Here is a 14,068-nt window from a genome sequence, read left to right as displayed (position 1 = left end):
AAAACCTTCCGGGAAAAGGTCACCCGGCCTGCGGTATCGCGCGGGCCGGAGATATTAATTCGCCGTACGGCCTGCTCAGGCATGCCCTGAAACGCGCTCGAACGGCCGAATGAGCACATTTGAAGTGGACCCGATATCAACCCGTACGTCTACAGTTAACCAGACATCGCCCCCTGGAGAAGGGGAACTCCAGCGGGAGGGAGAGGTAATTGGCCAGCCTTCTAAGGTCATTGAGGCGTCGAATTCTCACGCCGAACGTCTCGGAGACGAAACTCTCGACGCGTGGTTTCCACGTGAAGGACTCGCAATCTCGGGAGCTGCTGGAGACGGTCGGTGAGATGTTCCTCACCGGCTTCGCCTACGCCGCCGAGGCGCGCACCCCGGCCGACGCCGTGGAGCGCCTGGAGATGCTCCCGCTGCGCTTCCGCGGGTTCGCCTACGAGGGCGCGGGCATGGGCTTCGCGATCCTCGACGCCATGCCGTTCTCCGGCGGGCGCAAGGTCGCCGACTTCCTGGCCGACCCGCAGGGCCAGAACCAGACCGACCTGATCTACGTCGGCGTCGGGTGGGCCATGGCCCGCCTGCCGAAGTTCCTGTGGTCGAAGATCCACGCGCCCGACCCGCTGCTGAAGTGGCTGGCGCTCGACGGATACGGCTTTCACCAGGCGTACTTCCACACCGACAAGTACGTGCGCGGGCAGTACCAGGATCCCGCGTTCCCGTGGCCCGCCGGCAGCCCTCGCGGTTACGCCAACCGCGTCATCGACCAGGGCATCGGACGGGCCATGTGGTTCGTCGGGGGCACCGACGTCGACGTCGTGGCCGACCTCATCGAGACCTTCCCCGAGCACCGCCGCGGCGACCTGTTCGCCGGCTCCGGCCTCGCGGCGACCTACGCCTGCGGTGTCGAGGAGGGCGAGCTGCGCAGGTTCCGCGAGCGGGCCGGCCAGTACCGTCCCCAGCTCGCCCAGGGCTCGGCCTTCGCCGCCGAGGCCCGTTTCAGGCCGGGTCTCGTCGTGCCCTCCACGGAGCTCGCGACCAGCGTTTTCTGCGGGGCCACGGCGGAGCAGGCGGCGATGGTCTGCTACGAGACCATTCCCGACCAGCCGGACCAGGGCGATGTGCCCGCCTACGAAGTGTGGCGCACGCGCATCGCCGATCAACTTGTAACCCTTGGAGGTGTTAGCCCGTGACTGCGACCTTTGGCTGGCTTCGCAGACAGCTGCCGGGAATCGTCGCTCTCGTGCTGGTCGCGAGCGTCTTCTTGATCGCCCGCCTGCCCAGCTACTCCGCCGCCGAAGCGGCGACCGTCGCGAGCAAGTTCTCGTTCAAGCCCTTGTCCATCGCGCTGCCAAGCGGATACACCCAGAAGTCGATCCGCCAGGTGAACAAGGACTACAAGCACATCGACGCGTGGATCTCCTCGGTCGGTGCGGCCGTCGCGATGAACGACCTCGACGGCGACGGCCTGTCCAACGACCTGTGCCTCGTGGACACGCGCATCGACCAGGTCGTCATCACCCCGACCCCGGGCGTGAAGGCGAACCGGTACGAGCCGTTCGCGCTGAAGAGCACGCTGCCGATGAACGACGTCATGGCGCCCATGGGCTGCGTCCCCGGTGACTACAACGAGGACGGCCACATCGACCTGCTGGTCTACATGTGGGGCCGCACGCCGATCATCTACCTGGCCCAGCCGGGCGCGACCAAGCTCACCGCGGACGCGTACAAGTCCGTCGAGCTGGTGCCGGGCCCGAACGCGGCCGGCGGCAAGTACACCGGCCCGCAGTGGAACACCAACGCCGCCACCGTCGCGGACTTCGACGGCGACGGGCACGACGACATCTTCATCGGCAACTACTTCGCCGACGGCCCCGTCCTGGACCCGAAGGTCGCGGGCGGCGTGCACATGAACCACTCGATGTCGGCCGCGCACAACGGCGGTGAGGACTACTTCTTCCGCTGGACGGGCGTCATCGGGGGCACACCCGCCTACCAGTGCCAGGACGACGTCCTGCCCAAGGACGAGGCCAAGGGCTGGGAGCTCGCCGCCGCCGCCACCGACCTGGACGGCGACCTGCTGCCCGAGCTGTACCTCGGCAACGACTTCGGCCCGGACCGCATGTACTACAACCGGTCCACCCCCGGCCAGATCAAGCTCTCCCTCGTCGAGGGCGTCCGCTCGCCGATCATCCCCAAGTCCAAGACCCTCGGGCACGACTCCTTCAAGGGCATGGGCATCGACTTCGGCGACCTGAACCACGACGGCATCTACGACATGTTCGTCAGCAACATCACCACCTCGTGGGGCATCGAGGAGAGCAACTTCCAGTTCGTCTCCACGGCCAAGAACCAGGAGGACCTGCGCGCCAAGCTGCGTGACGGCGTCGCCCCCTGGGAGGACAAGAGCGGTCCGTCGGGCACGGCCTGGTCCGGCTGGGGCTGGGACGTCAAGATCGACGACTTCAACAACGGTGGCGAGATGCAGATCGCCCAGGCCACCGGCTTCGTCAAGGGCCAGACCGACCGCTGGCCGCAGTTGCAGGAACTCGCCACGGCGAACGACGAAATGCTGCAGAACCCGTTCTGGTGGCCGAACGCGACCGCCGGCGACGACATCGGCGGCAACCAGACCCTGCACTTCTTCGTGAAGGGCCCCTCGGGCCGCTACGTCGACCTCGCCAAGGAGCTCGGCCTCGCCATCCCGATCCCGACCCGCGGCATCGCCACCGGTGACGCCGACGGCGACGGCCGCCTCGACTTCGCGGTCGCCCGCCAGTGGGAGGCCCCGATCTTCTACCAGAACCAGAGCCCGGACGCCGGCGCGTTCGTCGGCCTGCGTCTCACCCACGCCGCCGCGCCCGCCAAGGCGGAGAAGGGCACCCTGGCCGCCGCGGGCTCGCCGGTCACCGGCGCCCAGGTCTGCGTGATGACCCCGGACGGCAAGAAGTTCATCGCCCGCGTCGACGGCAGCAGCGGCCACTCCGGCCGTCGCAGCACCGACGTCCACATCGGCCTCGGCCCGAACATCACCGGCCCGCTGAAGGCGGAGATCCAGTGGCGTGACCGCGCGGGCGCGAAGCACAAGCAGGAACTCCAGCTGACCACCGGCTGGCACTCGCTCGAGCTCGGCCAGCAGGCCAAGGAGAAGTGATCGAAATGGTAGACACGAAGCCCGCCGCGCCACCGCGTCACGATCCCAAGGTCGTCATCGCCCTGCGCAACTTCGCGATGTCGATCACCGTCTTCAACATCATCGGTTACACGATCCTCGGGTTCGAGCAGCCGTGGACCTGGCCCTTCCTCGCCATCGGGGTCGGTTACGCGACCGAGATCGGGCTTGAGTACATCAGCGCGCGGGTCGAGGGCCGCACGCCGCGCTACATGGGCAACGGCATCCGTGGCCTGCGCGAGTTCCTGTACCCCGCGCACATCACCAGCCTTGCCATGAACATGCTGACCTACGTCAACGACCAGGTCTGGGTCCTGATCTTCGGCGTGGTCGTGGCCGTCGGCGCCAAGTGGGTGCTGCGGGCCCCGGTGAAGGGCCGCATGCGGCACTTCATGAACCCGTCGAACTTCGGCATCGCCGTCATCCTGCTGGTGTTCCCCTGGGCGAGCATCGCTCCGCCGTACCACTTCACGGAGAACATCGACACGTGGGCCGACTGGCTGATCCCCGGCCTGATCATCGTCGGCGGCACGATGCTGAACGGCAAGCTCACCGGCCGTATGCCGCTGATCATGAGCTGGATCGGCGTCTTCGCCCTCCAGGCCGTCCTTCGTGGAATCTTCTTCGGCACCTCCATCTCGGCGGGTCTCGCCATGATGACCGGTGTCGCGTTCGTCCTGTTCAGCAACTACATGATCACCGACCCGGGTACGAGCCCGTCCAGGCCGGCCTCGCAGGTCGCGTTCGGCGGCGGCGTCGCCCTCCTGTACGGCCTGCTGACGGCCGTGCACATCTCGTACGCGCTCTTCTTCGCCACGGCCGGCGTCTGCGCCATCCGCGGCGGGTTCTTCTGGGCGCTCCACTTCGTCAACAAGGCTCGCGAGCAGCGTGAGGCGGTTCAGGCTCCGACGCCGCTTCCGCCGATGCCCGTCGACACGGGTTCGGTCAACGGTAAAGAGGTTGCCACCGTATGACCAGGATCGCGATCGTTGGCATGGCGTGCCGATATCCGGACGCCACGTCGCCGAGAGAGCTCTGGGAGAACGCTCTCGCCGGTCGCCGCGCCTTTCGAAGACTGCCCGACGTGCGCATGCGTCTCGAAGACTACTGGGATCCCGATCCGGCGACCCCGGACACCTTCTACGCGCGCACGGCGGCGGTCATCGAGGGCTACGAGTTCGACCGGGTCCGCTACAAGATCGCCGGCAGCACGTACCGCTCCACAGATCTGACCCACTGGCTCGCCCTCGACATGGCGGGCCAGGCACTGGCGGACGCGGGATTCCCCGGGGCGGAAGGCCTGAACCGGGAACGCACCGGCGTGGTGGTGGGCAACACCCTCACAGGCGAGTTCACCCGGGCGAACGTCATGCGGCTGCGCTGGCCGTACGTCCGCCGCACCGTGGCCGCGGTCCTCAAGGAGCAGGGCTGGGACGACGACCGTCTCGCCACGTTCCTCGCCGACCTGGAGACCACGTACAAGAACCCGTTCCCGCCCGTCGACGAGGACACCCTGGCGGGTGGCCTGTCCAACACCATCGCCGGGCGCATCTGCAACCACTTCGACCTGCACGGCGGCGGCTACACCGTCGACGGCGCGTGCTCCTCGTCGCTGCTGTCGGTGACCAACGCCTGCAAGAGCCTGATCGACGGCGACATCGACGTCGCCATCGCGGGCGGCGTCGACCTGTCCATCGACCCGTTCGAGATCATCGGGTTCGCCAAGACCGGCGCCCTGGCCAAGGGCGAGTTCCGCCTGTACGACCGGCACTCCAACGGCTTCTGGCCGGGCGAGGGCTGTGGCATGGTCGTGCTGATGCGCGAGGAGGACGCCCTCGCGGCGCGCCACCGTGTCTACGCGACCATCGCCGGCTTCGGGATCTCCTCCGACGGCAAGGGCGGCATCACCCGGCCCGAGGTCAGCGGCTACAAGCTGGCGCTCAAGCGGGCCTACGAGCGGGCCGGGTTCGGCATCGAGACCGTCGAGCTGTTCGAGGGTCACGGCACCGGCACGGCGGTCGGCGACAAGACCGAGCTGACCGCCCTGTCGGAGGCGCGCGCCGAGGCGGACGCCTCGGCCAGGCCCGCCGTGGTCACCTCCATCAAGGGCATGATCGGCCACGCCAAGGCGGCGGCCGGCGTCGCCGGGCTCATCAAGGCCGCGATGGCCGTGCACGAGCAGGTGCTGCCGCCGACCATCGGCTGCGTCGACCCGCACGACATCCTGACCTCCGACTCGGCCACCCTGCGCGCGCTGCGCAAGGCCGAGCCGTGGCCCGCCGGCGCGCCCGTGCGCGCCGGCATCACGGCCATGGGCTTCGGCGGCATCAACACCCACGTCGTGCTGGAGAAGACCGGCCCGCGCAAGCGGCTGCTGTCCACGCGCACCCGGCAGCTCGCCGCGTCCTCGCAGGACGCGGAACTGCTGCTGGCGGACGCCGCGACGCCGCAGGCGCTGCGCGACCGGCTCGCCGAGCTGGCCGGCTTCGTCACCCAGGTCTCCTACGGCCAGGTGGGCGACCTCGCCGCGACGCTCCAGCGCGAGCTGCGCGACCTGCCCTTCCGCGCCGCCATCGTGGCGACCTCCCCGGAGGACGCCGAGCGGCAGCTCCAGCGGGCGATCGACGCGCTGGACGCGGGCGAGACCAGCCTGTTCACGCCGGACGGCCGGGCGTTCCTCGGCCACGCCGACGGCCCGGGCCGGGTCGGCTTCCTGTTCCCCGGCCAGGGTTCGGGACGCGGGACGAGCGGGGGCGCGCTGCGCCGCCGCTTCCCCGAGGTCGAGGAGATCTACGTCCAGGCAGGCCTGCCCACGGCCGGTGACATGGTGGCGACGGCCGTCGCCCAGCCGCGCATCGTCACCGGCTCGATGGCGGGCCTGCGTGCCTTGTCCCTGATCGGCGTGGACGCCGAGGTCGCCGTCGGGCACAGCCTCGGCGAGATCTCGGCGCTGCACTGGGCCGGCGCGATGGACGAGGACGTCCTGCTGCGCGTGGCCACCGTCCGGGGCAGGGCGATGACCGAGCACAGCAGCGCCACGGGCACCATGGCCGGCGTCCGCGCGACGCCGGACGCGGTGATCGAGCTGCTCGGCGACCTGCCCGTCGTCATCGCCGGGTACAACGGGCCCGAGCAGACCGTGGTCGCCGGCACCGTCGAGGCGATCGAGGCGTTCGGGGCCAAGGCCACGGCCGCGGGCCTGAAGTGGACCCGCCTCGCGGTGTCCCACGCCTTCCACTCGCCGCTGGTGGCCCCGGCCGCCGACGAGCTCGGCGCGGCGCTGGAGCACGAGGAGTTCGGCGCCATCGAACGGCAGGTCGTCTCCACGGTCACCGGGGAGACGCTGCGGTCGGGGACCGACCTCCGGGCGCTGCTGCGCACGCAGATCACCGACCCGGTGCTGTTCACGCAGGCGGTCGAGCGCGCGGCCAAGGACATCGACCTGTTCGTCGAGGTCGGCCCCGGCCGGGTGCTCAGCGGGCTGGCGGCGTCGGTGACCGACGTCCCGGCCGTGCCGCTGGACACCGACGACGAGTCGCTGACCGGGCTGCTCCGCGTGGCCGGCGCCGCGTACGTCGTCGGCGTCCCGGTCGTGCACGAGGAGCTGTTCCACGGGCGGCTGCTGCGGCCGCTGGAGGTCGGCGCCGAGTTCTCGTTCTTCCAGAGTCCCGTCGAGCAGGCGCCGAAGGTCGAGATCACCGGCACCGTCCGCAGGGACGCCGTCGCGGCGAAGCCCGCGGTCGCCGAGGCCGCCGCGCCGGCGGCCACGGAGGCCGGGGAGACCACGGAGTCGAGCATCGACCTGCTGCGCCGCCTCGCGGCGGAGCGGGCCGAGCTTCCGCTGGAGATGGTCAGCGAGGACGCGCGGCCGCTGGACGAGCTGCACCTCAGCTCGGTCACGGTCATGCACATCATCGACCAGGCCAGCCAGCGGCTCGGCGTCCCGGCCTCGCACGCGCCGACCAACCTCGCCACGGCGAGCCTGCGCGAGCTGTCGGAGGCGCTCGACGAGCTGGCGCAGAGCGCCAAGACCGCCGCGCCCGCCGGGCCGGCGATCGTCGCCGGCGCGGCCCCGTGGTCGCGGCCGTTCGCGGTCGACCTGGACGAGCTGCCGCTGCCCGCGCGCGCTTCTCCCCAGGAGAACGGCCCGTGGCAGCTCTACGCGCCGGGGGACTCCCCGCTGGCCGCGCCGCTGCGCGACGCCCTGGAGAAGGGCAAGGTGGGCTCCGGCCTGCTGGTCGTCCTTCCCGAGGAGCGCGCCGAGGCTCATCTGGAGCAGGCGCTGCGTGCCGCGCAGGCGGCCGTCGCGGCCGCTCCGGGCACGCGGTTCGTCGCCGTCCAGCACGGCGCCGGGGCCGCGGGCCTGGCCAAGACCCTCCAACTGGAGGCGCCGCACCTGCGCACCACCGTCGTCCACATCCCCCCGGGCCCCGAAGCCGTCGCCCGGATCGTGGACGAGGTCGCCGCGACGACCCGGTTCTCCGAGGTCTTCTACGACGACCAGGGTGTGCGCCGCGTGCCGACGCTGCGCGCGCTGCCGACCCGTCCGGCCCGCACCGAGCTCCCGCTGGGCGAGGGCGACGTGCTGCTGGTCACCGGCGGCGGCAAGGGCATCACCGCCGAGTGCGCCCTGGCCGTGGCCACCGACACCGGAGCCAAGCTGGCCGTCCTCGGCCGCTCGGCCCCGGAGGACGACAAGGAACTGGCCGACAACCTGAAGCGGATGGCGGACTCCGGCGTGACGGTGCGGTACGCCCGCGCCGACGTCACCGACGCCGCCAAGGTCGCCGCCGCCGTGGCCGAACTGTCGGCCGCGCTCGGGCCGGTCACCGCCGTGCTGCACGGCGCCGGCCGCAACGAGCCGGCCGCGATCACCGGCCTGGACGCCGCCGCGTTCCGCCGCACCTTCGCCCCGAAGGTCGACGGCCTGCGCAACGTCCTCGACGCGATCGAGCCCGGGAAGCTGCGCCTGCTGGTGTCGTTCGGCAGCATCATCGGCCGGGCCGGTCTGCAGGGCGAGGCGCACTACTCCACCGCGAACGACTGGATGGCCGAGCTCACCCGCGAAGTGGGCGAGACGCACCCCGGCTGCCGGGCGATCTGCATGGAGTGGTCGGTCTGGTCCGACGTCGGCATGGGCGAGAAGCTCTCGGTGGTCGACTCGCTCGGCCGCATGGGCGTCACCGCCATCACCCCCGAGCAGGGCGTGGAGATCATGCGCCGGCTCGTGTCCGACCCCGACGTGCCCGCCACCGTGGTCATCAGCGGCCGCACGCAGGGAATCGACACCGCGCGCTACGACCTGCCGGAGCTCCCGCTCCTGCGGTTCGTCGACAAGCCCCTCGTCCACTACCACGGTGTCGAGCTCGTCACCGAGGTGGAGATGAACGCGGGCACCGACCTGTACCTCGCCGACCACCTGCTCGACGGCAACCTGCTGTTCCCTGCCGTCTTCGGCATGGAGGCGATGGCTCAGGTCGCCCAGGCGGTTACCGGCCGCACGACCGCGCCGGTCATCGAGGGCGCGGAGTTCAGCCGTCCGATCATCGTGCCGCCGGAGGGCAGCACGACGATCCGTGTCGCCGCGGTCGTCACCGACAGCGGCGACGACGGCGAGGCGACGGTCGAGGTCGCGATCCGCAGCGCGGAGACCGGCTTCGAGGTCGACCACTTCCGCGCGAAGGTGAAGTTCACCGGCGAGCCGGTGCCGGACGGCCCGCCCGTCCAGATCGGCGAGGGCCTGCCGGTCGTCCCGCTCGACCCGCCCACGGAGATGTACGGCGACACGCTGTTCCAGGGCGGCCGCTTCCACCGCCTGCGCCGCTACCATCGGGCCGCCGCGCGCCACGTCGACGCCGACGTCGCCGCGATCTCCGCGCCCGACTGGTTCGCCGGCTACCTGCCCGGCGAGCTGCTGCTCGGCGACCCGGGCATGCGCGACGCGCTCATGCATGGCAACCAGGTCTGCGTCCCGGACGCCACCCTGCTGCCGACCGGCATCGAGCGGGTGTACGCGGGCGGGGCCGCTCTCGCGCAGGCCGGCGAGCTGCGGTACTGCGCCACCGAGCGGCTGCGCGACGGCGACACCTATATATACGACATCGCCGTCCGCACCGCGGCCGGTGAGGTCGTCGAGCGGTGGGAGGGTTTGCGCCTGCAGGCCGTCCGCAAGAAGGACGGCCGCGGCCCGTGGGTCACCCCGCTGCTCGGCTCCTACGTCGAGCGCACGGTGGAGGACCTGGTCGGCACCCGCGTGGCCGTCGCCGTCGAGCCGTACGCGGAGGGCGCCGACGACGACGCCACCCGCGAGGCCCGCACGGTGGTGGCGGCGGGACGCGCCGCCGGCCGTCCGGTCACGCTGACCGCCGGACCCGGCGGCAAGCCGGTCGCCGACGGCGGCCCGGCGGTGTCGGCCGCGCACGGGGCGGGAGTCACGCTCTGCGTCGTCGCGGACGGGACTACCGGAACCGGCGTCACCGAGGTCACCCACCACACCGCGACCCAGTGGAAGAAGCTGCTGGGCAAGCACCTGCCGCTGGCCAAGCAGGTCTCGGCCGAAACGGGGGAGGAGCTCGACACGGCCGGGGCCCGCGTGCTCGCCGCCGTCCAGAGCCTGCGCGACGCCGGTCTCGCGGACGCCCCGCTCACCCTCGCCTCCGGGCGCGGGGAGGCGTGGGCGGTGCTCGCCTCGGACGGGGTGCGCGTCGCGACGCTGGTCACGACGCTGCGGGACGCGGCGAAGCCGGTGGCGCTCGCGGTTCTCACCGAAGGGAGGCCGTAGGCCATGAGCAAGTACTTCGAGTACCAGCACACGGTCGGCTTCGAGGAGACCAACCTCGTCGGCAACGTGTACTACGTGAACTACCTGCGGTGGCAGGGACGCTGCCGCGAGTTGTTCCTCTACCAGAGGGCGCCGGAGGTGCTCAAGGACCTGCAGGACGACCTGAAGCTGTTCACGCTGAAGGTCGACTGCGAGTTCTTCGCCGAGATCACCGCCTTCGACGAGCTTTCGATCCGGATGCGGCTGGTGGAGCTCGCGCAGACACAGGTCGAGTTCAGCTTCGACTACGTCCGCCTGGACGGGGGCGACGGCGAGACGCTCGTCGCCCGCGGCCGGCAGCGGGTGGCGTGCATGCGCGGGCCCAACACCCGCACGGTCCCGGCCAGGGTTCCCGACGCTCTGGCGCAGGCGCTCGAACCGTATGCGTCCTAGGCGCGGATTCTAGAGATTGAGCAGGAGGAAAGCGTGAACGTCGACAACTCCGCGCCAACCCGCCCGGCGACCGAGGCGAAGACACTGCGGCGAGCGTTCGGGGCGTTCGCCACCGGCGTCACCGTGGTGACGACCGGCGGTGAGGTCCCGCACGCCATGACCGCCAACTCCTTCACCTCGGTGTCGCTCGATCCGCCGCTCCTGCTGGTCTGCGTCGACCGCGGCGCGCTGATGCACCAGTACCTCAGCGCGTCGCGGTACTTCGGGGTGTCGGTGCTCGCCTCGCACCAGGAGGCGGAGGCCCTGCACTTCGCGGACCGCCACCGGACGCTCGGGGCCGCCCAGTTCGAACGCGTCGACTGGCACCCGGGGCATCTGAGCGGCGTCCCGCTGCTCAGTGGCACCCTCGCCGGCTTCGAGTGCGAGATGTGGCGGGCGTACGACGGCGGGGACCACACGATCTTCATCGGCGAGGTCCTGAACCTGCACCAGCCGACCGACAGAGAGGCGCTGCTCGTGTTCAAGGCCAAGTTCCGACAACTGAGTCCCGATTGGAGCGAGGTACCGGCGTGACGCTTACCGGACCCAAGGCCACGGCATCCGAGCGGCCGTCTTCGGACGGCCGCCGGGTGCCGCCCGGCCCGCCTTTGTGGGCCGGGCCCGGCCTTTTCAAGAAACTGGCGAAGGACCGGCTGGCGCTGATGGAGCAGGCCGCCACGTACGGCGACGCGGCGAAGCTGTCCATCGGCCCGAAGACCCTCTATTTCTTCAACCATCCCGACCACGCCAAGCACGTCCTGGCGGACAACAGCGGGAACTACCACAAGGGAGTCGGCCTGGTCCAGGCGCGCCGGGCCATCGGCGACGGCCTGCTGACCAGCGAGGGCGAGCTGTGGCGCAAGCAGCGCAGGATGATCCAGCCGGTCTTCCAGAACAAGCGCATCTCCCAGCAGGCCGGGGTCATCGCCAAGGAGGCGGCCGGCCTGGTGGAACGGCTCCGCGCCAAGGGGGCCGAGGGGCCGGTCGACGTCGTCCAGGAGATGACGTGGCTCAGCCTCGGCGTGCTCGGCCGCACGCTGCTCGACGCCGACCTCGGGGAGTTCACCTCGATCGGGCAGGACTTCGAGGCCGTGCAGGACCAGGCGATGTTCGAGCTGGTGACGCTGAGCAAGGTGCCGATGTGGGTGCCGCTGCCCAAGCAGATCAGGTTCCGCCGGGCCCGCGAGGACCTCCAGCGCATCGTCGACCATCTGGAGGCCGAGCGGCTGAAGTCGGGCGAGCTCGGGGACGACGTCGTCTCCCGGCTGATCGCCTCGACCCGCGAGGAGGCCGACCCCCGCGTGGGACGGCTGCGCATGCGGGACGAGCTGGTCACGCTGCTGCTCGCCGGGCACGAGACCACGGCGAGCACGCTGTCGTGGACGTTCCACCTGCTGGACGGCCACCCCGAGGTGCGCGAGCGGCTGCACGCGGAGGCGGTGGAGGTGCTCGGCGACCGGCTTCCGGTCTACGAGGACCTGCACCGGCTGAAGTACACCGCGATGGTGGTGGAGGAGGTCATGCGCCTCTACCCGCCGGTGTGGATGCTTCCCCGGGAGGCCCAGGGTGACGACGAGGTCGGCGGCTACCACGTGCCGGCCGGCGCCGACGTCCTGATCAGCCCCTACACGCTGCACCGGCACCCCGACTTCTGGGACCGGCCCGAGGCCTTCGACCCGGAGCGCTTCGACCCCGACCGGCCGAGCGGCCGGCCGCGGTACGCCTACATCCCCTTCGGCGCGGGGCCCCGGTTCTGCGTCGGCAACCACCTCGGCATGATGGAGGCCACGTTCGTGATCGCCATGGTCGCGCGTGACCTGCGCCTGGCCAAGGTGCGGGGGTACAAGGTGGTCCCCGAGCCCATGCTGTCGCTGCGGGTGCGCGGCGGTCTGCCGATGACCGTCCACCCCGTCCGCGACGCCGGGGGCGCCGGGGCCTGATCCACGTCTCGCGGCCCGAGCCGCCGCACGGTTCAGGCGGGCATTCGCTTCCCGAGTCTGCCAGCCTGTTCCGGCCGGCTTCCGCCGTCTGTTCGCGCTTTCCAGGGAACGTCGCCCCTTTTCCACGGCGGCTTCAGGGGGCGCATTGCCGCGCGCTTCGCGGCCGATTACGCATTCACGCCGCGGCGCCGTCCCGATTCATATGGGACGGCGCCGTTTCGCGCGGGAAGCCCATTAACCGACGGGGACGCCGTGCGCGCGCGAAAGCGGGGCTCGGCACGCCTGAATAAGGGTGAAGGTGGAATTGTTGGGGGGCCGGCCCATGAAATGAGGGGTGGCCTCTGGGTGTCGCCCGCGTTACCCGGAATGGCAGGGATATGAGCTGCCCTGCTGGGACCGGCTTCCCGCACGGTCCGTCTCACGGATAAGCGTTGAACCCTCGTCTCATGGAAGAGGACGGGCCCGGCCGCGGCCCGTCCGGCCGCCGTGCGCCGCGCGCGCGGCGACGGCTCAGTGGGTGAGCTGGGGAACGTCGAGCAGGTCGCGCAGCGCGAGCAGCACCGGAGGGTCGAGGGGACGCATCGGACGAAGCTGCAGGTGAGCCAGCTTGGTGTCCGTGCCGGGCCGTACACTGATCGGCCCGTGGCGCCCGATGCACAGTCCCTCGTCCGAGCCGGCGGGGTGGAGGACGGCGTCCTCCCTGCCGGGGGCGACGGACTGGGCCATCAGGTGCCATTCCCCCTGGGGGACGTCCTCCAGCACGAAGGGCCCCGGCCTGCGGAGGATCGTGTACCGGATGGGCTTGCCCTCGAGGATCCTGTCGGGGAACAGCCCGGCGAAGATGGGCTGGTCCTTGAGCGGGGAGGAGATGTCGCCCCTGATGGTCGTCATCGGCCTGTCCCGCTCGGAAGCCCGCTCCGTTTCGGTGCTGATCTGCGGCGTGATGCTCTTTAGCTGCCGGTATTTCGTGGGGGAGAGCCCGACGCTCGCGGTGAACCGCGTGCTGAAGGTTCCCACGCTCGAATAACCGACCATGTGGCTGATGTCGGTAACCGTCAGCGACGTTGTCGTGAGCAGCCGCTTGGCCTCCTGGAGTCGCACGGCCGACAGGAACCGGCCGGGCGACAGCCCGGTGACCCGCTGGAACACCCGGGAGAAGTGGAACTTGCTGAACATGGCCGTACGGGCCATGTCGTTGATGGTGAGCTGCTCACCGAGGTTCTCGTGCATACTCTTGACGACCCGGAGGACGGCTTGCTCAATCGCGTTTTCCATGGCTCCTCCCGTGCGCTGGAGGCGCTGTGAGAATTGACCCCGATTTGACACGGGAGAACTCGTCATCGTGAGCCTCTGTCATCTGCTCGCACTCCAAGGCTGCGAATGGAATCCATTCGGCTGCGGTGTGATATCCGGAACAAACGACGCCCGACGACGACACATCGACGGCACTTGGCCATGGCATCAGAATTGGGCGGCGCACCTTCTGCGACAACCCCTAGCCGCCCCCTGCCTGCCCATATCCGCTTCGGGTGGCCCGGGAATCCCCCGGATCCTTTCCGTCGAATGACCGTTACGCCGGGCAACGCGCATGCGCGTTCACCGGGGGCTATCCGCGCGTCGATGTCGCGGATGCCGGGCGTTAGGGGGCGTTCGTCCGGAATGCGAAAGCAACTCAGGAGATGCACCTCTTCGGGCGATGCCGTT

At 70.4% G+C, this 14,068-nt stretch carries 8 protein-coding genes; 7 read left to right on the top strand and 1 reads right to left on the bottom strand.

What is annotated here, in order from left to right:
• The first annotated feature begins 209 nt into the window (after positions 1-209).
• From DQ384_RS31385 to DQ384_RS31355, 7 genes are read left to right on the top strand one after another with little or no spacing between them, the layout of a single operon-like run.
• Positions 210-1,193 (top strand): DUF1702 family protein, encoded by a 984-nt coding sequence (locus tag DQ384_RS31385; RefSeq protein ID WP_114032500.1) that lies wholly within the window; start codon positions 210-212, stop codon positions 1,191-1,193.
• On the top strand, positions 1,190-3,154 hold the full coding sequence (locus DQ384_RS31380; RefSeq protein WP_114032499.1) for a CRTAC1 family protein: 1,965 nt from the start codon (positions 1,190-1,192) through the stop codon (positions 3,152-3,154). The genes DQ384_RS31385 and DQ384_RS31380 overlap by 4 nt, the downstream gene beginning before the upstream one ends.
• Positions 3,155-3,159: 5 nt before the next feature.
• Complete coding sequence (locus tag DQ384_RS31375) at positions 3,160-4,146, top strand: RnfABCDGE type electron transport complex subunit D (protein ID WP_220183244.1); 987 nt, start codon at positions 3,160-3,162, stop codon at positions 4,144-4,146.
• Positions 4,143-9,953, top strand: coding sequence for a type I polyketide synthase (locus tag DQ384_RS31370; protein ID WP_114032498.1), 5,811 nt, complete (start codon positions 4,143-4,145; stop codon positions 9,951-9,953). The genes DQ384_RS31375 and DQ384_RS31370 overlap by 4 nt, the downstream gene beginning before the upstream one ends.
• A 3-nt stretch (positions 9,954-9,956) precedes the next feature.
• On the top strand, positions 9,957-10,385 hold the full coding sequence (locus DQ384_RS31365; RefSeq protein WP_114032497.1) for an acyl-CoA thioesterase: 429 nt from the start codon (positions 9,957-9,959) through the stop codon (positions 10,383-10,385).
• Between the two features lie 33 nt (positions 10,386-10,418).
• Positions 10,419-10,958: a flavin reductase family protein gene (locus tag DQ384_RS31360; RefSeq protein WP_114032496.1), complete on the top strand. Its 540-nt coding sequence runs from the start codon at positions 10,419-10,421 to the stop codon at positions 10,956-10,958.
• Complete coding sequence (locus DQ384_RS31355) at positions 10,955-12,364, top strand: cytochrome P450 (protein ID WP_114032495.1); 1,410 nt, start codon at positions 10,955-10,957, stop codon at positions 12,362-12,364. Before DQ384_RS31360 ends, DQ384_RS31355 begins: the two co-directional genes overlap by 4 nt.
• Before the next feature lie 510 nt (positions 12,365-12,874).
• Here the strand turns inward: DQ384_RS31355 and DQ384_RS31350 are convergent.
• Positions 12,875-13,639 carry a helix-turn-helix domain-containing protein gene (locus DQ384_RS31350; protein ID WP_114032494.1) on the bottom strand — a complete coding sequence of 255 codons (765 nt, stop codon included), beginning with the start codon at positions 13,637-13,639 and terminating at the stop codon, positions 12,875-12,877.
• Between the last annotated feature and the right edge of the window lie 429 nt (positions 13,640-14,068).

This window comes from Sphaerisporangium album (assembly GCF_003323745.1).
In the GTDB taxonomy this organism is placed as follows: domain Bacteria; phylum Actinomycetota; class Actinomycetes; order Streptosporangiales; family Streptosporangiaceae; genus Sphaerisporangium; species Sphaerisporangium album.
The sequence above is the reverse complement of the archived record's forward strand: the minus strand, read 5'-3'. Positions and strand labels throughout refer to the sequence as shown.